The organism is Caballeronia sp. LZ028, assembly GCF_031451415.1.
Lineage (GTDB): Bacteria > Pseudomonadota > Gammaproteobacteria > Burkholderiales > Burkholderiaceae > Caballeronia > Caballeronia zhejiangensis.
Window position 1 is genome coordinate 840235 of sequence record NZ_JARUXN010000001.1, and the last position, 19632, is coordinate 859866.

Annotated in this window: 15 protein-coding genes; 4 read left to right on the top strand and 11 right to left on the bottom strand. The window is 64.0% G+C overall.

Annotated features, from left to right (window positions below; all coding sequences use genetic code 11):
* Nucleotides 1-202 precede the first annotated feature (202 nt).
* The 3 genes from xylB to QCE58_RS03980 all read right to left on the bottom strand — a co-directional run bounded on the left by xylB (nucleotide 203) and on the right by QCE58_RS03980 (nucleotide 5136).
* Complete coding sequence (gene xylB / locus QCE58_RS03970; RefSeq protein ID WP_250456555.1) at nucleotides 203-1684, bottom strand: xylulokinase; 1482 nt, start codon at nucleotides 1682-1684, stop codon at nucleotides 203-205.
* 209 nt (nucleotides 1685-1893) lie between these two features.
* A complete protein-coding gene (gene dalD, locus QCE58_RS03975; protein ID WP_244807727.1) occupies nucleotides 1894-3273 on the bottom strand; it encodes a D-arabinitol 4-dehydrogenase in 1380 nt (459 codons plus the stop codon).
* Nucleotides 3274-4311: 1038 nt separating this feature from the next.
* Nucleotides 4312-5136, bottom strand: coding sequence for an EAL domain-containing protein (locus tag QCE58_RS03980; protein ID WP_008351242.1), 825 nt, complete (start codon nucleotides 5134-5136; stop codon nucleotides 4312-4314).
* A 252-nt stretch (nucleotides 5137-5388) separates the two neighbouring features.
* On the opposite strand from QCE58_RS03980, the gene hmgA reads away from it, so the two are divergent.
* Both hmgA and fahA read left to right on the top strand, forming a co-directional pair.
* Complete coding sequence (gene hmgA, locus QCE58_RS03985) at nucleotides 5389-6726, top strand: homogentisate 1,2-dioxygenase (protein WP_250480313.1); 1338 nt, start codon at nucleotides 5389-5391, stop codon at nucleotides 6724-6726.
* Complete coding sequence (gene fahA, locus QCE58_RS03990; protein WP_008351240.1) at nucleotides 6723-8009, top strand: fumarylacetoacetase; 1287 nt, start codon at nucleotides 6723-6725, stop codon at nucleotides 8007-8009. Before hmgA ends, fahA begins: the two co-directional genes overlap by 4 nt.
* A gap of 24 nt (nucleotides 8010-8033) precedes the next feature.
* Here fahA and QCE58_RS03995 read toward each other — a convergent pair whose 3' ends face one another.
* The 3 genes from QCE58_RS03995 to QCE58_RS04005 all read right to left on the bottom strand — a co-directional run bounded on the left by QCE58_RS03995 (nucleotide 8034) and on the right by QCE58_RS04005 (nucleotide 10792).
* Entirely contained in the window at nucleotides 8034-8375 is a 342-nt protein-coding gene (locus QCE58_RS03995) for a zinc ribbon domain-containing protein YjdM (protein WP_250520950.1), read from the bottom strand.
* Nucleotides 8376-8457: 82 nt separating this feature from the next.
* Nucleotides 8458-9597 (bottom strand): MFS transporter, encoded by a 1140-nt coding sequence (locus QCE58_RS04000; RefSeq protein ID WP_250480314.1) that lies wholly within the window; start codon nucleotides 9595-9597, stop codon nucleotides 8458-8460.
* Between the two features lie 22 nt (nucleotides 9598-9619).
* Nucleotides 9620-10792, bottom strand: a complete 1173-nt coding sequence (locus QCE58_RS04005; protein WP_033537120.1) for an MFS transporter — start codon at nucleotides 10790-10792, stop codon at nucleotides 9620-9622.
* A 325-nt stretch (nucleotides 10793-11117) separates the two neighbouring features.
* On the opposite strand from QCE58_RS04005, the gene QCE58_RS34065 reads away from it, so the two are divergent.
* Nucleotides 11118-11561 carry a hypothetical protein gene (locus QCE58_RS34065; protein ID WP_008351236.1) on the top strand — a complete coding sequence of 148 codons (444 nt, stop codon included), beginning with the start codon at nucleotides 11118-11120 and terminating at the stop codon, nucleotides 11559-11561.
* Here the strand turns inward: QCE58_RS34065 and pdeM are convergent.
* The 4 genes from pdeM to QCE58_RS04030 are packed head-to-tail and all read right to left on the bottom strand — an operon-like array spanning nucleotide 11524 to nucleotide 17482.
* Nucleotides 11524-12207, bottom strand: a complete 684-nt coding sequence (gene pdeM, locus QCE58_RS04015; RefSeq protein ID WP_008351232.1) for a ligase-associated DNA damage response endonuclease PdeM — start codon at nucleotides 12205-12207, stop codon at nucleotides 11524-11526. The two genes, QCE58_RS34065 and pdeM, sit on opposite strands and share 38 nt — an antisense overlap.
* Nucleotides 12208-14805, bottom strand: a complete 2598-nt coding sequence (locus QCE58_RS04020; RefSeq protein ID WP_250520951.1) for a ligase-associated DNA damage response DEXH box helicase — start codon at nucleotides 14803-14805, stop codon at nucleotides 12208-12210.
* On the bottom strand, nucleotides 14802-16457 hold the full coding sequence (locus tag QCE58_RS04025; protein WP_034472974.1) for an ATP-dependent DNA ligase: 1656 nt from the start codon (nucleotides 16455-16457) through the stop codon (nucleotides 14802-14804). Before QCE58_RS04025 ends, QCE58_RS04020 begins: the two co-directional genes overlap by 4 nt.
* A complete protein-coding gene (locus tag QCE58_RS04030) occupies nucleotides 16454-17482 on the bottom strand; it encodes a ligase-associated DNA damage response exonuclease (protein WP_250480317.1) in 1029 nt (342 codons plus the stop codon). The genes QCE58_RS04025 and QCE58_RS04030 overlap by 4 nt, the downstream gene beginning before the upstream one ends.
* Before the next feature lie 233 nt (nucleotides 17483-17715).
* Here QCE58_RS04030 and QCE58_RS04035 point away from each other — a divergent pair, with 233 nt between their 5' ends.
* Nucleotides 17716-18222 carry a plasmid fertility inhibition factor family protein gene (locus QCE58_RS04035; protein WP_008351228.1) on the top strand — a complete coding sequence of 169 codons (507 nt, stop codon included), beginning with the start codon at nucleotides 17716-17718 and terminating at the stop codon, nucleotides 18220-18222.
* A 106-nt stretch (nucleotides 18223-18328) separates the two neighbouring features.
* Here QCE58_RS04035 and QCE58_RS04040 read toward each other — a convergent pair whose 3' ends face one another.
* Nucleotides 18329-19333 (bottom strand): LysR family transcriptional regulator, encoded by a 1005-nt coding sequence (locus tag QCE58_RS04040; RefSeq protein ID WP_239295376.1) that lies wholly within the window; start codon nucleotides 19331-19333, stop codon nucleotides 18329-18331.
* Nucleotides 19334-19632: the final 299 nt, after the last annotated feature.

The window sequence follows — 19632 nt, forward strand, 5'->3', positions numbered from 1 at the left end:
CCCCAAAACCATGATCCTTACCAACTCAACCCTTGACGCTCAATACAGTTGCTTTCTTTGCAGCAGCAAAGAAAGTGACTGCCGCCCCGCACAGGGGCAACGCTAATAGACCGACACGAAAACGGGGATCCGGCGAAGAGAAACAAAGCGCCAAACCCCGCACCGCCCACAAGCTTCATAGAAGCTCAATACCAATACAAAATCAAGCCAACCGCGGCCGCGCCGAATCGAACAACGGCCTCACATGCTGATACAGCTCCCGAAACCCCTTCAACCGCTGCCGCAGCAACGCATGCCGTTCGGAATTCGGCGTGAATTCCTGCTTGATCTCGGGCTTCGCGAGCACCGTCGCCGGATCGCCGCCCGCCGCAAGCCACCCGAGCCGTGCCGCGCCGAGCGCCGCGCCGGTCTCGCCGCCGCCGTGCGTGCGCGTCGGGGTATCGAAGGCATCGGCGAACATCTGCGCCCAATACGCGCTACGTGCACCGCCCCCGAGCATCGATAGCGCGCGCGCCTGCGTGCCCGCGGATTGAAGCGCATCGAGGCCATCGGTCAAGGAGAGCGTCACGCCTTCGAGCACCGAATAGCCGAGCAACGCGCGATCGGTCGCGTGCGTCATGCCGAAGAACACGCCCTGCGCATACGGATCGTTGTGCGGCGTGCGCTCACCACTCAGATACGGCAAAAACAACGGCGCAGACGACAAAACATCGACAGGCAAAGCTTCGATTTCCGCGAGCAGCGTCGGCTCATCCGTCGATGTCAGCTTGCACACCCAGCGCAAACAGCTTGCCGCCGACAGCACCACGCTCATCTGATGCCACCGATCCGGAATCGCGTGACAGAACGCGTGGACGGCCGAAGCCGGGTTCGGCCGAAAGCGATCGCCGATGACGCACAGCACACCCGATGTGCCCAGCGACAGAAAACCATCGCCCGGATCGGTCGCGCCGATGCCCACCGCGCTCGCGGCATTGTCGCCGCCGCCCGCCGCGACGATCACGCCTTCGCGCAAGCCGAATTCGCGCGCGAGTTCGGGCCGCAAGGTGCCCGAGGGCGCGCTGCCTTCCGCAAGCGACGGCATCTGCCGGCGCGACATGCTGCACGCGGCAAGCAACTCGTCGGACCAGTCGCGGCGCGCGACATCGAGCCAGAGCGTGCCCGCGGCATCGGATGGATCGGACACTTTCGTGCCCGTCAGATGCATCCGCAGATAATCCTTCGGCAACAGCACGCACGCGGTCTGACGGAAGACATCGGGTTCGTTGTGCGCGACCCAGAGCAGCTTCGGCGCGGTGAAGCCAGGCATCGCCAGATTGCCGGCGATCTCGTGCAGGTTCGGCGCGCGCTCGTAGAGCTCGGCGCATTCCTTGTCGCTGCGCATGTCGTTCCACAGGATCGCGGGACGCAGCACCTTGTCCTGCGAATCGAGCAGCACGGCGCCGTGCATCTGACCGGACAGACCGATGCCGCGCACCTGCGCGAACTCATCCGGGAATTTCTCGCGCAGCTTGAAGAGCGCGGCGCGCGTGCCTTCCCACCAGTCGAGCGGATTCTGCTCCGACCAGCGCGGCTTCGGACGCGAAACGGTGAACGGCGTGCCGGCCGTGCCGACGACGCTGCCGTCGCTCGCGAGCAGCAGCACTTTCACTTCGGAGGTGCCGAGGTCGATGCCTAAGTACATGAACGGACCCTTTGTCGTTGCCGGAATCGAACTTGGTCAGAAACCAGGCGGGACGCCATATCGGCGGGAGGCGCTAATTTAACGCCACGCGCGACGCCGCGCCATGAGCACATTACCCGAGCGGCGCGGCTTGCAGTTTCGCGATGCCATTAACGCGGCGATAACAGCGGGCTTATGGCCGCTTATGGCCGGTTATGGCCGCTTGCCGCCTACGGCCGATTGGCGAGCCATGCATCGACTTTCGCAATCGCGCTGCGCATCACGCGTTCGAGGCCTTCGGTCTGCGCCATGCTGCCCCACAGGAGCTTGTCGCTCGTGAAGGCCTTGACCGGATCGGGCGACGTGAAGAAGCCGTGCGCCACCGCCGGATCCATCACGCCATCCTGATAGGCATACGGCAGCTTGCCCTCGTGCCAGCGTTCGAGAAAGCGGAAGAAGAGCGCAGGCAGGATCGCGGTCGAATCGGGATCGACCTTGCGCGCGAAGCATTCCGAGAGCGTCGGCGCGATGAAGCCCGGCAGCTTCGAGAAGCCATCCGCCGCGACGCGCTGGTTCGTGTCCTTGATGTACGGATTGCTGAAGCGGTCGAGCACGACATCGCGATATTTCTCGAGATCGATCGGGCTCGGCGTGAGGCAGGGAATCACGTCGTCGGTGACGTAGGCGTCGGCGAGCGCGCGGATTTCCATGTCCTGCGTGCCTTCGTGAATGTATTGCAGCCCGACGAGCGTGCCCGCCCACGCAATGCAGCTATGGCTCGCATTGAGGATGCGGATTTTCGCCTCCTCATACGGATGCACCGATTCGACCATCTCCGCGCCGACCTGCTCCCACGCGGGCCGCCCGGCGATGAAGCTGTCTTCGATCACCCACTGGATGAACTTTTCGCCCATCACGGGCGCTTTGTCGTCGAAGCCGGTCGCGGCCTTCACGCGTTCGGCGACGTCGGGCGTCGGGCGCGGCGTGATGCGATCGACCATCGCGTTCGGACACGACGTGTTCGCGATCATCCACTCGCGCAGCGCGGTCTCGCCGCGCCGTTCGAGAAATTCGAGCATGCCCGCCTTGAAGCGGTCGCCGTTGCTGCGCAGGTTGTCGCAGTTCTGCAGCGATACCTGGCCCGCGCCATTCTTCATGCGCGCATCGAGGATCGCGGCGAGCGCGCCGTAGATCGTGGTTTTTGCGCCCTTGAGGTCGGCGGCGAGATCGGGGTTCGCGGTGTCGAGCTTGTCGTGCTCGTCGAGGTAATAGCCACCTTCGGTGACGGTGAACGACACGATCTTCGTCTTCGGGTCCGCGCCCACGGCGACGAGTTCGGCGAGATCCGCGGACCACGGCACGACCTTTTTGATCGCGCGGATCGTCTCGTATTCGCGCTCGCCCTTCGGCGTGACCGTTTCGAGCGTGTATTCGCCGTTCTGCGCGGCGAGGGCATCGAGCACGGCGTTCATGTCGCCGCGAATATTTCCGACCGCGAGCGACCAGCTTTTGTCGCCCGATTCGTTCAGTCGATGCAGATACCACGCCTGATGCGCGCGATGAAAAGACCCGGCGCCGATGTGCAGGATCACGTTGGCTTCGTTCGTCATGTCGTCTCTTCCTCTGAATGGCGGCGCGCCCGTTCTTCGCGGGCGGCTGGTCGCTTTGGCGCCACGACGGCGGCGGTCAAGGCGGTTTGAGTGAACATTTGCTCGTTCGATGATCGAATGATCGTATTCGGTTCGGCGAAAGTCAAGGCGCGAGGTGGGGTGGGGTTTGCCGCAATGCGGCGCAATTCGCGCGCCTTTGAGCGTTGGGAAGGCGAGTGGTGGAGCGCTCGCGAGCGGCGTTGCAGTGCAACAAGCGATGCGGCAGCGGGAGATCGGGAATAACCCGTAGCGGTGATGCTTTCGGCACTAAGCGAGCCGGATGCCTTCGGATCGGGGGCGGTGTTCGAGCCGATTTCCCAGCGCGTGGATCTGCGCCTTCATGAAATCCTGTCTTCGCGTCGGTCTATTTGCACTGCCCCTGTGCGGGGCGGCACCTACTTTCTTTGCTGCTGCAAAGAAAGTAGGCAAAGAAAGCAGCTTTTCAGGCCCGCGGTCACACGCAATTTGGGTAGTTCTCTCGTCACAGGCGGCACTCGCCTAAAGAGTGCCCTCATCACAATAGCGGGGCTTGGATCGCGCACGGTCTGACGAGCTAGTTTTCCAAGGACACTGGTTCAGCACGAAACAGCATCGGCACAGCGCTACGCGCTGCCGCTGGGTCTGCAAGGGAAACCATCGGTTTGCGCGCGCAGTGCGATAAAGATGTTAGTAGCGAAGCGCGTGCCTCCCCGATTGACCGGACGGCCGCGAAGCGGGCCGGAGCTATTTGGTGCTGAACCCGTTTGGCGTGTGGTGCGATGAGACGGACCGTGCGCGATCCAAGCCCGATTAGGTGTTTGAGGGCACTCTTTAGGCAGCCCACGAACGACGAGAGGACTACCCAAATTGCGTGTGACCGCGGGCGTATCGGAAGCTGCTTTCTTTGCTTACTTTCTTTGCAGCAGCAAAGAAAGTGAGTGCCGCCCCGCACAGGGGCAGTGCTAATAGACCGACACGAATACGGGATCCGACGACAACCAAGACCCCGAAAAAAACACGTCACCGCGCATGCAAACTCGGATGCGCATCAAACACCGGTCCTTGCACGAAATGCACATCGAACTGCTGAAGCGCATTGAACTGCGCCTCATCGCAGACATTCGAAAAGATGAGCGGAATCCTCAACCGATGTGCATACGCCACGAGATGCTTCACCACCGAGTCCCGTAAAGCCTGCGCCGCATCCATCTTGATGAAATCAAGCCGCGCCATATCCGACACTGCCATGATCTGCCCGGCATTCGGCAGATTCCCCGCGACCTTGAATCCGTAATGCTGATAGCTCTTCGTGAGATACCCAAGAAACGTCTTGTGCGCGACCGCCGCCGCAGGCAATTCGATCACCACCCGCGACGGGTTCATCCCGAACTCCATCAGCACGGAAGAGAAGTGCAGTCCGTGGTCATACTTCACGCTCTTCAATAGCCGCTCATGCACGCGCAGAAACAAAAGCCCCGGCCGATGCGGCCCGAAGAAATTGAACGCATGCAGCGCGCGCGACAGCCGGTCCAGCACGACCAGCTCGCGATCGTCTTCCAGTTGTCCGAACGGATCGCGCGGCGCATCGCCCTGAATGAGCGTCAACGCCTGCACGCCGAGTTCGTCGCCGAAACGCTCCGCGCTCTCCGGCGATGCGCTCAAAGTCTGCGGAAAGCTGTGCGTGCCGACATCGAAGATAGGCTCGTAGGCGCTCGAAATGCACAGATCGCGGTAATGCGCGATCGCCTGACCGGCGTGCTCGTTCTCGCCAAGCACGACATGCGCGCCGAGAAACGGATGTTCCGCGGCGCGGGCGACGAGTTCAGGCAAGGACGGGGCGATCATGGATGGAGCGTCGAGTTCGTGAGGCGTGCCGTACCGGGCAATTTTCATTCGAATGGTCGATGGTATCAGCGCGCAACGCCGCGTCCAGCACCAAATTCACATATTGATATGCGCGGCGAGGCCCGTCGATTAAGGGTATACGATGAATTTCACTAATCGTAATTGGTTTTACCATCCGTAAATTGCAGCGACGACATGCCGCGCACGGCGCCGTCGCCTGAACCGTCGCACTTTTCGTCGAGGATTCCGACCATGCCAACGTTCGAGACGCACACGGACGCGAACCAGCACTATCAATCGGGTTTCGCCAACGACTTCGCCACGGAGGCGCTGCCGGGCGCGTTGCCGATCGGCCGCAACTCGCCGCAACGCGCCGCTTACGGCCTGTACGCCGAGCAGCTTTCGGGCACCGCGTTCACCGCGCCGCGCGCGCACAATCGCCGTTCGTGGCTCTATCGGATACGTCCGGCGGCCGTGCACAAGCCGTTCACGCGCATTCCCGCCGACATGCTGCGCGCGAAACTCGTGGCCAATTTCACCGATGTTCCGCCGACGCCGCCGAACCAGTTGCGCTGGGATCCGCTGCCGATGCCCGCCGCGCCGACCGATTTCATCGACGGCTGGGTGACGATGGCCGGCAACGGCGCCGCGGAATCGATGTCCGGTTGCGCGATCCATCTCTACGCCGCGAACCGCTCGATGCAGGACCGCTTCTTCTACAACGCCGACGGCGAATTGCTGATCGTGCCGCAGCAGGGACGTCTCGCGATCTTCACGGAACTCGGCAAGCTCGATATCGAGCCGCACGAAATCGCGGTGATTCCGCGCGGCGTGCGCTTTTCGGTGACGCTGCCCGATGGCGAAGCGCGCGGCTACATCTGCGAAAACTTCGGCGCGCTGCTGCAATTGCCCGATCTCGGTCCGATCGGCTCGAACGGGCTGGCGAATCCGCGCGACTTCCTCACGCCGAACGCCGCGTATGAAGACCGCGAAGGCAGGTTCGAACTCGTCACGAAGATGAACGGCGTGCTTTGGCGCGCGGACATCGGTCATTCGCCGCTCGATGTCGTCGCGTGGCACGGCAATTACGCGCCGTACAAGTACGATCTGCGCCACTTCAACACCATCGGCTCGATCAGCTACGACCATCCGGATCCGTCGATCTTTCTCGTGCTTCAATCGCCGAGCGACACGCCGGGCGTCGATTCCATCGACTTCGTGATCTTCCCGCCGCGCTGGCTCGCCGCGGAAGATACGTTCCGGCCGCCGTGGTTTCATCGCAATGTCGCGAGCGAGTTCATGGGACTCGTGCACGGCGTCTACGACGCGAAGGCCGAAGGCTTCGTGCCCGGCGGCGCGAGCCTGCACAACTGCATGTCGGGGCACGGGCCGGATGCGGAAACGTTCGAGAAGGCATCGAAGAGCGATACGTCGAAGCCCGCGAAAGTCGACGTCACGATGGCCTTCATGTTCGAGACGCGCACGCTCATCAAGCCGACTCAGTTCGCGCTCGAAACCGCGCAGTTGCAGGCGAATTATTACGAGTGCTGGCAAGGTCTCACGAAACACTTCAACCCGGAGCAACGATGATCGACGCGCTGAAGGCCACACTCGCGCCCACTTTGAAGAGCTGGATCGAGTCCGCGAACGATCCCGCGAGCGACTTCCCGATTCAGAACCTGCCGTTCGGCATATTCAGCGACGCGGTGAACGCGCAGCCGCGCGCGGGCGTCGCGATAGGCGACTGGATCGCCGATCTCGCCGTGCTCGAAGACGCGCGTCTGATCGATGCGCGCGGCACGTTCCACGCATCGCGCCTGAACGACTTCATCGCGCTCGGACGCGAGACGTGGCGCGGCGTGCGTATCGCGCTGTCCGCGTTGCTCGCGCACGGCAATGCGACGTTGCGCGACGACGAAGCCTTGCGCCGCCGCGCGCTCGTGCCGCGCTCCGATGCGACGATGCATCTGCCGGTCGAGATTCCTGGCTACACGGATTTTTATTCCTCGAAGGAGCACGCGACGAACGTCGGCTCGATGTTCCGCGATCCGAAGAACGCGCTTCTGCCGAACTGGTCGGAATTGCCGGTCGGCTATAACGGGCGCGCGTCGTCGGTGGTCGTGAGCGGCACGCCCGTGCGCCGCCCGAACGGTCAGATCAAGCTGCCGAACGAAGAGCGCCCGATCTTCAGCGCGTGCCGCAAGCTCGATATCGAACTGGAGACGGGCTTCATCATCGGGCGCGGCAATGCGCTCGGCGAGCCGATCGCGTGTGAGGACGCGGAGGCGCATATCTTCGGCATGGTGCTGCTCAACGACTGGAGCGCGCGCGATATCCAGCAATGGGAGTACGTGCCGCTCGGCCCGTTCAACTCGAAGGGCTTCGCGACGACGATCTCGCCGTGGATCGTCACGCTCGATGCGCTCGAACCGTTTCGCACCGCGACGCCCGCGCAGGATCCGCAGCCGCTCGCGTATCTGCGTCACGAAGGCGATCACGCGTTCGATATCGAACTGGAAGTCACGCTGCGTCCGGAAGGCGCACACACGCCGACGACCATTTCACGCACCAACTTCAAGCTGATGTACTGGTCGATGGCGCAGCAGCTCGCGCATCACACGGTTGGCGGATGCAATACGCGCGTCGGCGATCTGATGGGATCGGGCACGATAAGCGGGCCGACGCCGGATTCGTGCGGCAGCCTGCTCGAAAGCACCTGGAACGGCCAGCGGCCCGTGAAGCTGGAACAGGGCGGCGAGCGCGCGTTTCTACAGGACGGCGATGAAATCACCCTGCGCGGATGGTGCCAGGGCGAGGGATATCGCGTGGGCTTCGGCGAATGCGCGGGGCGGATTTTGCCGGCGCGCGGGTGAAACACCGCGGCCGGTCGTTGCGGGTCAGGCTTTCCTGACGAACTCGGTCTTGAGGCTCATCGCGCCGAAGCCCTCGATTTTGCAGTCGATGTCGTGATCGGCGTCGACGAGCCGGATGTTCTTGACCTTGGTGCCCATCTTGACGACGCCACCGCCGCCCTTCAGCTTCAGATCCTTGATGACGGTGACGGTGTCGCCATCGTGAAGAACGTTGCCCGCGGAATCGCGATAGACCTTCGCGGCGGGCTCCGATGCGGTATCCGTCTGCGCGGACCATTCGTGCGCGCATTCGGGACAGATGTACATGCCCGCATCTTCATAGGTGAATGCCGACTGGCATTGCGGACAGGAAGGTAAAGCGCTCATACGTTTCCTTGATGCCTCGTAGCGGAATTGAAGGCCGGAAAAGTATACCGCCGACCTCGCGCCGAACGACACGCTCGAACTCCTAACCGCGCCGCTCCCACCACGCCGCAGCGAGAAACGCGCACGCGGCCGCCGTCAGCACGCCGATGAGCGCATCGGCGCCGACGCGCTGCATCAGCGTGCCCGCGACGATCGGTCCGCCGAAACTCGCGACGCTCCACGAAGCCCCGACAATCGCCGTCGCCGAGACCAGCGACGGTCCGCGAAAGCGTTCGCCGCACGCGACGAGCGACAGCGTGTACACGCTGCCCGCCGCCGCGCCGGTCACGAAGAGCAGCGGCCAGCAGATCCACGGATACGCGATCGCCCAAGGCAAAAGCGGCAGCAGCAGCGCGACGACCACGCCCGCGCCCGCATGCACCTTCGCGCGCCCGATGCGGTCGGCGAGCCAGCCGATCGGGAACTGCATCGTCGTATCGCCGAGCAGGATCGCCGATGCGAACAGCACGCCGATATCCTCGCCGACGCCGTGCGACATCGCGAAAAGCGGCATCAGCGAGAGCGCGAGCGTGTCGAAGAGCGCGAAAAAGCCCGTGCCGATCACGAGCGCGGGCATGCGCGGCAACACGCTGCGCCAGTCGCCGTGCTCGCCTTCTTCCGATGCCAGCGCGTGCGGCGCGCCGCGTATCGATGCGAGCGCGGGCAACGCCAGCAGAAAGATCGCCCCGCAGATGGCAAAGCGCATCGACGGCAAGCCGCCGATCACGCTGACGAGCACCGGGCCCGTCATCTGGAAGAGCGTGAAGTTGGTCGCGTAGATCGCGACGACGCGGCCGCGCGTGGAGTCGTCGGCGAGTTGCGTGACCCATGCTTCGCCGATCGTGAAAAGCAGCATCAGCGCCGCGCCGCACAGAAAACGCAGCACGGCCCACAGCCACAGGTTCACGGTGAACTGCATCGCGATAGTCGAGAACGCCGCGACGATCACCGTGCCGACGATCGTCTCGCGCGCCCCGAAATGCCCCGCGAAGCGGCTCGCCACCGGCGCAACCATGAGCCCGCCGAGCGCCTGCGTCGCCGTCATCCAGCCGACGATGTCCGTGCCAAAACCCGATTGCGTCAGCGCGAGCGACGTCAGCGGCAGCGTCGCGCCGAGCCCCAGGCCGACAACCGCGACGCTCAGAATCAGCGCGAGAAAATCGCGCGAGAGAATGCCTTTCATGCAACGTACCGCCCGAAGGAACTCAGGCGGGTTGTCCGATCGAAAGACGGCGCGCGCGCTTGTCGAGCGTCGCCGAGAGCAGCGTCAGGCCGAACGCGCTCACCGCCATCAGTACGCCGACCCACGGCAGCGACGTGAGCGGTGCGCCCGCGCCGATCACGCAGCCGCCGAGCCACGCGCCCGTCGCGTTGCCGAGATTGAACGCGCCCTGGTTCAACGTCGATGCGAGATTCGGCGCATCGCTCGCGCGGTTCACGATCAGCATTTGCAGCGGCGGCACGATCGCGAAGGCGAGCACGCCCCAGAAGAAGATCGTGATCATCGCGGCGACCGGCTGATGCATCGTGCCGGCGAAGATCGTCAGAACGGCGACGATCGCGAGCAGGAAGGACAGCAGCGAACGCAGCAGCTTCCAGTCCGCGAGCTTGCCGCCGAGCGTGCTGCCGACCGTCAGGCCGAGACCGAACAGCAGCAGCACATACGTGACCGCGTGCGGCGAAAGGCCCGTCACGTCTTCGAGAATCGGCGTGATATACGTGAACACCGAGAAAAGACTGGCCGACGCGAGCACGCTGATGCCGAGCACCATCAGCACTTGCGGGTTCTTGAGCACGTCGAATTCGCGCAGGATGCTGGTTTCCGGCATCTCGATGTGCTTCGGCAGGCACACATGCAGCGCGCCCGCCGCCGCGACGCCGATCAGCGTGACGACCCAGAACGTCGAGCGCCAGCCGGCCGCTTGGCCGAGCGCGGTGCCGAGCGGCACGCCGAGCACGTTGGCGAGCGTGAGGCCGGTGAACATCAGCGCGATGGCCTGCGCGCGGCGGTTCGGCGCGACGAGATCGGCCGCGACCACCGAGCCGATGCCGAAGAACGCGCCGTGACAGAACGCGGTGACGATGCGCGCGCCCATGAGCACCCAGTAGTTCGGCGCGAGCGCGCACAGCAGATTGCCGACGATGAACACGCCGATCAGGCTCATCAGCGCCTTCTTGCGCGGCATCTTCGCGGTGACGACGGCCAGAATCGGCGCGCCGACCGTCACGCCGAGCGCATAGCCGGACACGAGCATGCCCGCCGCCGGAATCGTCACCGCGAGATCGCGCGCGACGTTGGGCAACAGGCCCATGATGACGAATTCCGTCGTGCCGATGCCGAACGCGGCAATGGCGAGAGCGAAAAGAGGCAGAGGCATGGCGGAAGAGAAGGAGATGTCACGTCTGGGCGCATCGTCGGATTGAGCGATGCAGGCGCCGAGGCGGAGTTGAAGGCTCGAATTGTACCGAAACGTCATTTTCGACGCTGGTATAAACCCTTATTCCGATCGGCCGATCCATGCTCCGGCCCGAACGGATATTCTTTCTGACGCGGCAGCGGCGCACGACTCTTGCAAACGCTGCGCCGCCATGCGTCAGATGTTTCCGGTAACACGCTCGCGGCCTCGCATTCCTTGCGCGTCGGGGGCGCCGCGCAGTGTTGGTCGCAGTGTTGGTAAAACGCAGCAACTTTTTGAACGAAAGATGTCACTGACAAAATTCTGTATTCACGCGGCAGCCGCCGGCACGCTGTTCATCGCTACGCTTGCGTTCGCCCAGAGCGACGCCGCCGGGCCCATCGCAACGCAGGCGGGAACGCTGCACTTTCTCCGCGATGAATCCGGCATGGCCGCGGTCATCGACAAAGAGGTATTCGATCGCTTCGACGCGAAGCGCGTCGTCCATTTCGATGAAACTTCCGGCACGAGCGACACCGTCACGCGCATGCTCGTGCAGACCGGTTCAGGCCCGATCCTCTACGATTTCCGCCGCCATCCGCCGCTCGTGCAGCGCGCCGGCCAGCGCATGACGGTCAAGCGCGTATTCTGGCAAGGCGAGGAGGTGGTGATGCAGTCGAATCTCGGCTGGTACCGCTTGCAGCGCGGCAAGCTCACGAAGCTGCAATCGTCGACGAACGTCTATCACTGAGCGGGAACACGCGCTCGCCCGCGATCACGTAGAGCGCTTCGCCGCGCACGCCGCCGTTGACTTCGAAGCCGCCGGTGAACGCGCCGAACGCCGGCAGCACGCCCGCGCGAGGGCCGAAGCGGAAGCACGGTAGACGCGCGCTGTCGACGCGCGTCGCGAGCCGGTACACCGGATGCTCGTGTCCCGCGAGCGCGTAAGCGCCATCGACCGTCTGCGGATGATGGCAAAGCGCCCACGGTCCGAGCGCGTGCGGTTCCTTCACGACATCGACGCCGAACAGCGCGGGCAGCGCGCCCGCGTGCCTGTCGTGATTGCCTTCGACGAGCACGAGCGCGAGTTCGCGATGCTTCGCGCGCCACGCGGCGAGGGCGTCGAGCGTCTCGTCGGCGTGGGATTCGCGCGCGTGCAGCAAGTCGCCGAGAAAGACGATCGATTCCGGCCGATGCGCCGCGACGAGCGCATCGAGCCGCGCGAGGCTCTCGCCGGTCGTGCCGACGGGCACCGGAATGCCGCGCGCGCGGAACACGGCGTCCTTGCCGAAGTGCGCATCGGCGATGAAAAGGCTTCGGGCGTGCGGATCGAACGCCGCGCGATCGGCGGATAGGACGAGCGCGTGGCCATTCACATCGATGGTCAAAGCTTCCATTTATGTCTTCGCCGCCTTCTCCAGATCCGCGAGCATGCGCTCGACGCGATCCGAGAGCTTCTCCGTGCTCACCTTTTCCCGCAAGCGCGCGACGATCAGCGGAAACGCGAACGGCGTGGGCTTCTTCGGCGCATGCAGCGCGAGGCAGCTCGCGCTCATGCGTTCGAGCGCCGCGCGGATGCGGCCGAGTTCGAGTTCCTGCAGCATCACTTCCTGATCGGCCTGCGCAAGCAGCAGATTGCTGCTGTCGTGCTTGCGAAAGACTTCGTAGAACAATCCGCTCGACGCCTGCAATTGCCTCGCGCTTTTCTGCTGTCCCGGATGCCCCTGATAAATCAGCCCCGACACGCGCGCGATCTCGCGAAAACGCCGCGCCGACAATTCGGATGCGTTGAGGCTCGCGAGAATGTCGTGCTCCAGATTCTCCGGGGAAAAAAGCCCTTCCGCGATGAGCGTCTCCCAGTCGAACGGTTTTGCCGACAGCAGTTCGAAGCCGTAATCGTTCATCGAAATCGAAAACGTGCTCGGCTGATCGCGTGCGACGCGCCATCCGATCAGCGATCCCAGGCCAATATGCGCCATGCGCCCCGCAAACGGATAGCAAAAGAAGTGATGACCTTCGCGCGAGCGCACGCGTTCGACGACGAGCACGCCCGGCCCCGGCAGCGCGGACCACTTCGCCTGCAAATCGAGCAGCGGTTTGACGGCGCGCATTTCCGGCTCGTCGTAGATGCCGTCGTTGGCGCGCGCGAGCATCACGAGTGCGGCATCGGCCAGTTCGGACGACAGCGGCATCTTGCTGCCCGCCCATTGCGGCATCGCCCCGCGCGATGAAGTCGCGCGTTTCACATACGCGGTCATGTCGCGCACGCGCACGAGTTCGAGCGCGCGTCCGCCGAAGGTGAAGACATCGCCGGGCTTCAAGCGCGAGATGAACGACTCCTCCATCGCGCCGATGCGCCCGCCCGTCATATAGGCGACGTTGATGGTTGCGTTTGCAACTATCGTCCCGACGTTGTTGCGATGCCTGCGCACGAGGTCTTCGCGCGGCACGCGATACACGCCGTCATCGTCCTTCACTACGCGATGAAAATCCGGATACGCCGCGAGCGATGCGCCGCCGCGCTCGACGAAAGCGAGCGCCCAGTCGAATTCCCGCTGCGTCAGATCGCGATACGCATACGCGCTCTTCACTTCGTCGAGCATGTCGGCGGGCGTGAAGCCGCCGCCGATCGCCACCGTCACGAGATGCTGGACGAGCACGTCGAGCGGCTTCAACGGCATGTCGCGTCCTTCGATGCGCCGCTCTTCGATCGCCCAGCGCGCCGCGGCCGCTTCGACGAGTTCGAGCGCATGCGTCGGCACGATCGTCACGCGCGATACGCGCCCCGGCGCGTGCCCCGAGCGTCCCGCGCGCTGCATCAGACGCGCGACGCCTTTGGGCGAGCCGATCTGAAACACGCGATCGACCGGCAGAAAATCGACGCCCAGATCGAGACTCGACGTGCACACGACCGCCTTCAGTTGCCCGTTCTTCAAGCCGAGTTCGACCCAGTCGCGCACTGCCTTGTCGAGCGATCCGTGATGCAGCGCGAGCAAGCCGGCCCAGTCGGGCCGCAATTCGAGCAGCGCGCGATACCAGATTTCCGATTGCGAACGCGTGTTGGTGAAGACGAGCGAGCTTTGCGCGCGCTCGATTTCGTCGGCGACGGGACCGACTTGCCGCACGCCGAGATGGCCACCCCACGGGAAGCGCTCGATGGTTTCGGGAATCAGCGTATCGACGACGAGCGTTTTCGGCTGCGCGCCACGCACCACGACGCGCGGCGTCTTCACCGGATGCAGCAACGCATCGTGCGCGAGCGCGAGATTGCCGAGCGTCGCGGACAAGCCCCAGATCTGCAGATCGGGACGCCAGCGCGCGAGCCGCGCGACCGCCAGTTGCGTCTGCGTGCCGCGCTTGTTGCCGAGCAGTTCGTGCCATTCATCGACGACGATCATGCGCAGATGCTTAAGTTCTTCTTGCGCGTTGGCGCGCGTGAGCATCAGCGTGAGGCTTTCGGGCGTCGTGACGAGCGCGGACGGCATCCGGCGACTCTGACGCGCGCGTTCCGTCGATGACGTGTCGCCGGTGCGCAGCCCGACCGTCCACGGCACGTTCAGCGCAGTGACGGCGCTTTGCAGCGCGCGGGCGCTGTCGGCGGCGAGCGCGCGCATTGGCGTGATCCAGAGGACGGTGAGCGGCGCGGGATTTTTATCGGCTTTCGATGACCGCGCGAAAGCCGCGAGCGCCCCGAGCCACACGGCCCACGTTTTGCCCGCGCCCGTCGTCGCGTGAAGCAGGCCGCTCGCGCCACGCTCGATCTCACGCCACGCTTCGCGCTGAAACTCGAAAGGCTGCCAGCCGCGCTCGTCGAACCAGCGCGCGATGCGTTCGTCGATTGGCTTTGCAGCTTCGTTCGCGTCGTACGCGAAAGGCGCGGGCGTGAAGGATTCGGGGGCGGCATCGAGTTTTGCCTGCGCCGCACGCGTGCGCGGCACGCGTCGAGGTCGCGGCGCGCGGCGCCTGCGCTCGCCGGCCGATTCGGACTCGCTCATGCCGTGGCCTCGTTCAGAAAGCCCTTGAGGATGTCGAGCGTATCGGCGTCTTCGATTTTTTTATCGGTGCGCCAGCGCAGCATGCGCGGAAAGCGCACGGCGATGCCCGATTTGTGACGCGGGCTCGCCTGTATGCCTTCGAAGCCGATCTCGAAGACGAGCGTCGGCGTGACGCTTCTCACCGGCCCGAATTTCTCGATGGTCGTCTTGCGCACGATCGCATCGACCTGGCGCATTTCTTCGTCGGTCAGTCCTGAATATGCTTTTGCGAAGGGCACGAGCGTGCGCATGCCGTCGGCTTCGTCCCAGACGGCGAAGGTGAAATCCGTGTACAGGCTCGCGCGCCGGCCGTGACCGCGCTGCGCATAGAGCAGCACGGCGTCGATCGCATACGGATCGATCTTCCACTTCCACCACGTTCCCGACGCCTTCGTGCGCCCGACGCCGTACATCGACGCGCGTTCCTTCAGCATGAATCCTTCGACGCCGCGCGCACGGCTTTCGTCGCGCAATTTCGCCAGTGCAGTCCAGTCGGATGCCGTCACGACCGGCGACACGCGCAGGACATTCACCGCAAGCGACGACGCGAGCGCGTCGAGTTGCGCGCGCCGCGCGTGCAGCGGCTCCATGCGCAGATCGCGGCCATCGATCTCGAGCAGATCGTAGGCAAGCAGCGCGGCGGGGGAATCGGCCAGCACTTTCTTCGTGAGCGACTTGCGCGTGATGCGCGGCTGCAGTCGCGCGAAGGGCAAGGGCGCGTCCGCGCCCGGTTCCCACGCGAGGATTTCGCCGTCGATCACGGTGCCGTCGGGCAACGCTTCGCCGAGCGACGCGAGCTCCGGAAAGCGCTCCGTGACGAGATCCTCGCCGCGCGACCAGATCCATACGCGGCCCGCGCGCTTCACGAGCTGCGCGCGTATGCCGTCCCATTTCCATTCGACGATCCAGTCGTCGGGCGAGCCGAGCGTCGCCGGATCGGCCTGCAGCGGATGCGCGAGAAAGAACGGGTACGGCAGGCCGATATCGCTTTCGTGCGGCGTGTCGACGTCATCGCCTTCTGCTGCCGGTGCGATCAGCCGAAGATAGCGCGCGGCGCTCGGTTTCTCGCGCGAATCGGTCCAGCCGACCATGCGTTGCGCGATGCGCTTATGATCGACGCCCGCGACCTGCGCGAGCGCGCGCACGACGAGCTGCCGCGCGACGCCGACGCGAAAGCCGCCGCCGATCAGCTTCGTCAGCAGGAAACGCTCGCTCCAGTTGAGTTCGTCCCAGTAACTCAGAAGCCGCTCGCGCAATTCGGACGGATCCGCGCCGCGCAGCGTGAGGATGCGTTCCTCGATCCATTGCGCGAGTCCGAGCGACGATTCTCCCGACGCCGGCGGCAAAACGTGCGCGATGGTTTCAGCGAGATCGCCGACCGCCTGATACGACTCTTCGAAGAGCCACTCCGGCAAGCCCGCGCGTTCGCGGGCGAACTCGGTGAGCAGGCGCGTCGGCACCGACTGGCGCGGCTTGCCGCCTGCGAGAAAGTACGACGCCCACGCGGCGTCTTCGGCTTGCGCGCCCGAGAAATACGCGATCAGCGCTTCGAGCTTTTCGTTCGTCGATGTCGTCGCGTCGAGCGCGGCGTAGAGCGTCGCGAAGCGCTTCATGATGTTTGCGCCATATCGGCTTCGATGGCGTCGTCGCCGTATTCGGTCGTGAACGCGCCCGCATCGAGGCCTTGCTCGTTGAGCCAGCGCACCATCGGCTCGATCTGTCCGTGCGTGACGATCACGCGCTCGGCGCCGCTCGCACCGATGGCGAGCTGCAGGCCGGGCCAGTCCGCGTGATCCGAGAGCACGAAGCCGCGATCGACGCCCTTGCGGCGCCGCGTGCCGCGCAGACGCATCCAGCCGGACGCGAAGGCATCGCTGTATTCGCCGAAGCGGCGCATCCAGGTGCTGCCTTGCGCGGACGGCGGCGCGACGATCAGCGCGCCCTTGAACGCGGCCTTGTCTTTCGCGGCGATCTCGCTGACGAGGCGCGTCGGCGGCAACGCGACGCCCGATTCGCGATACGCGCGATTGAGCGGCTCGACCGCGCCGTGACAGAAGATCGGACCGATGGCGGCATCGACGCCCGCGAGCACGCGCTGCGCCTTGCCGAACGAATAGCAGAACAGCACCGACGCGCGGCCTTGCGCCGCGTTATGCCGCCACCATGAGTCGATGCCGTCGAAGACATCGCGCGAGCTGTCCCATCGATAGATCGGCAGCCCGAACGTCGATTCGGTGATGAACGTATCGCAGCGCACCGGCTCGAACGGCGCGCAGGTCGGGTCGGGCTCGACCTTGTAATCGCCGGACGCGACCCACACGCGGCCCTTGTGTTCAACGCGCACCTGCGCCGATCCGAGCACGTGCCCGGCAGGATGCAGCGACACGCGCACACCGTTCACGACGATTGCTTCTCCGTAAGCGAGCGCTTGAATATCGATGCCCGGCAGCCGCGACAGCAACACGCCGACGCCCGGCTCGGCCGCCAGGTAATGCGTGTGCCCGAAGCGCGCGTGATCGGCATGCGCATGCGTGATGACGGCACGTTCGACAGGCCGCCACGGGTCGATATGGAAGTTGCCCGGCACACAGAAAAGACCCTCGGGCCGCGCGACGATGAGATCGGAAGAAGTGTCCACGAGTCGTTGATCGGTGCCGTGAATGAAAGTCACATGACAAGCGATCTCGCAGGCTATGTCCATGTGTTCGATTCTGGCAACAAAAGCACATGCCGTGCCCGTCATGGCGCTTTCACGAATTGCGTCCAGGGTGTAAAAGTTTGTTTAGCCCGAGCGCCTGTTCAGCGGCGGTCGTTCAGGCTGCTTGTCAGCGAAACACGCGCGCACGGGGCGCGCGCCGCAGTCTTCCTCCTATGCCGAACATGGACACGATGGTTGCGCCGACCGCCGCAGAAGCGGTCTGGATCGTCAGATTGCAGAGCCATCCGCAGTACGACTTCGTGCGGCTGAAGCGGGTGTTCACCGACCATGGCTCGCGTCATCAGGTCGTGCTCGTCGACGTGAGGAAGCTCCTCGCGTGCGCCGATCGCGACGACACCGACTACGTGCTCAAGGCCGTCGACGACTGGCACGCGGGCAAGGTGCGCGGCATCCGCGAGTTTCTCGATCCGGACAATCCGCGCGTGCCCGAAATGCCCTACGTGACGATCAGCGTGCGCCGCTCGCCCGGGCTGCTCGGGTTGCTGGGCGTGCATCGGGAAGGTGTCGTGGCGTTTCGCAACGGCCAGCATCGCGCGCGCTACATGGCCTATGCCGGCGCCTTGTTGATGCCGGTTGAAGTGCACGAGCGCGAGGCGTCCTTGCTGCGCGAGATGTGCGCGGCGCCGGATGCGTCGAATGCGGAGTACGGGGAGGGTTGAGCGCCGCCCGATTCGGCGCTGGACGAAGCTTAGTTGTGCGGTGCGATCGGGAGATTGGGTCAGACGGCGGTAAAACGCCGTGCTGGCCCTTGTGCTTGCTATGGCTTCAGTTGGCGGTCGCGGTCGCGTTGCGCAACGCCTGCATCGGCATCATCGCCGGCATGGTCGGGCGGATGATTTCGTCGGGACGCGTGCCGCCTTGCGCGGTGAATTCCCGGCCGAGATAGTCCAGCGCATAGTCGATGAAAAAGCGCGTCTTCGCGGGCAGATATTGCCGCCCCGGATATACGATCGACACTTTCATGTCGGGGTCGTCGATCGAATAGCCGTCGAGCAGGCGGACGAGCGTGCCGCTTTCGATGTCCGCCCGCACGATGCCTTCGGGAAGAATCGAGAAGCCCATGCTTTTCAGCGTGGCGAGACGCACCATCAGCGCGTTGTTGACCGTGTAGACCGGCGCGAGCGTGACCTGATCGGCGGCGCCGTGACGATGCCGGAAATGCCAGGTCTGGCTGCGCATTTCGTTCGGCAGTCCGACGGACGGCAACGTTTGCAGATCGGTCGGCGTGGCGGGCGTGCCGTGCTCGGCGACGAACGCGGGCGTCGCGACCGTCACGAGCGCGCTTGTGCCGACCGGCCGCTCGATGAGCGCGGTGCTCGACACCATGAACGCCGTGACGATGCCGACGTCATAGCCGTCCTCGACGAGATCGACATGGCGCTCCGCGAGCGTGAGCCGCACGTTGACCTTCGGATACACCTTGCGGAAGCCGTCGATGAGCGGCGTCAGCGTGAGCAGCGAAAGCGCGCTGGATGCAACGACGCGCAAAGTGCCGCTCGGCTCGCCTTCGGTGTGCGTGACTGTGGATTCCAGATGATCCAGTTCCTCCAGCAACGCGCGGCAGCCCTCGAGATAGCGTGTGCCCGCTTCCGTGAGAGACAGATTGCGGGTAGTGCGGTTGATGAGACGTGTTCGCAAATGCGCTTCGAGCATCGCGATTGCCCGAGTCACGAGCGCATTCGAGACATCGAGTTGTTGAGCAGCGCGGCGAAAACTCTCCGTGTCTGCCACGCGCACGAACACACGCATTGCATGGATCTGATTCATCATTCAGCCCTCTCAGGTTTTACCACACGGGCCGGACATGTTGTTCTAGGACAACTTTGTGTCCGGTTCTTGAATCTCGCGTTAAGTCGATAATATTTAGGGCTAACCAAATTTGCAATATCAAATTTCCATTGAGCGATAAATTTACCGCATCGTTATTGCCGCTGTTAATAGCGAAGACGCATGTTTCGAAAACTAATTTAGCGCTGTTCGAAATGCGATATGTACGAAATGCATGGAGTTCGTAAATCTTTCGCGAATTAGGACTGTATGGTTAATTTGCTTAAAAAACGGCATTTTCT

Excerpts from the sequence above, each read along its gene's own strand:
- QCE58_RS04000 (WP_250480314.1), bottom strand. The coding sequence starts at position 9,597 with ATGAAAGGCATTCTCTCGCGCGATTTTCTCGCGCTGATTCTGAGCGTC.
- dalD (WP_244807727.1), bottom strand. The coding sequence starts at position 3,273 with ATGACGAACGAAGCCAACGTGATCCTGCACATCGGCGCCGGGTCTTTT.
- QCE58_RS04025 (WP_034472974.1), bottom strand. The coding sequence starts at position 16,457 with ATGAAGCGCTTCGCGACGCTCTACGCCGCGCTCGACGCGACGACATCG.
- hmgA (WP_250480313.1), top strand. The coding sequence starts at position 5,389 with ATGCCAACGTTCGAGACGCACACGGACGCGAACCAGCACTATCAATCG.
- QCE58_RS04040 (WP_239295376.1), bottom strand. The coding sequence starts at position 19,333 with ATGATGAATCAGATCCATGCAATGCGTGTGTTCGTGCGCGTGGCAGAC.
- xylB (WP_250456555.1), bottom strand. The coding sequence starts at position 1,684 with ATGTACTTAGGCATCGACCTCGGCACCTCCGAAGTGAAAGTGCTGCTG.
- fahA (WP_008351240.1), top strand. The coding sequence starts at position 6,723 with ATGATCGACGCGCTGAAGGCCACACTCGCGCCCACTTTGAAGAGCTGG.
- QCE58_RS03995 (WP_250520950.1), bottom strand. The coding sequence starts at position 8,375 with ATGAGCGCTTTACCTTCCTGTCCGCAATGCCAGTCGGCATTCACCTAT.
- QCE58_RS04035 (WP_008351228.1), top strand. The coding sequence starts at position 17,716 with ATGCCGAACATGGACACGATGGTTGCGCCGACCGCCGCAGAAGCGGTC.
- QCE58_RS34065 (WP_008351236.1), top strand. The coding sequence starts at position 11,118 with ATGTCACTGACAAAATTCTGTATTCACGCGGCAGCCGCCGGCACGCTG.
- QCE58_RS04005 (WP_033537120.1), bottom strand. The coding sequence starts at position 10,792 with ATGCCTCTGCCTCTTTTCGCTCTCGCCATTGCCGCGTTCGGCATCGGC.
- QCE58_RS04020 (WP_250520951.1), bottom strand. The coding sequence starts at position 14,805 with ATGAGCGAGTCCGAATCGGCCGGCGAGCGCAGGCGCCGCGCGCCGCGA.
- pdeM (WP_008351232.1), bottom strand. The coding sequence starts at position 12,207 with ATGGAAGCTTTGACCATCGATGTGAATGGCCACGCGCTCGTCCTATCC.
- QCE58_RS03980 (WP_008351242.1), bottom strand. The coding sequence starts at position 5,136 with ATGATCGCCCCGTCCTTGCCTGAACTCGTCGCCCGCGCCGCGGAACAT.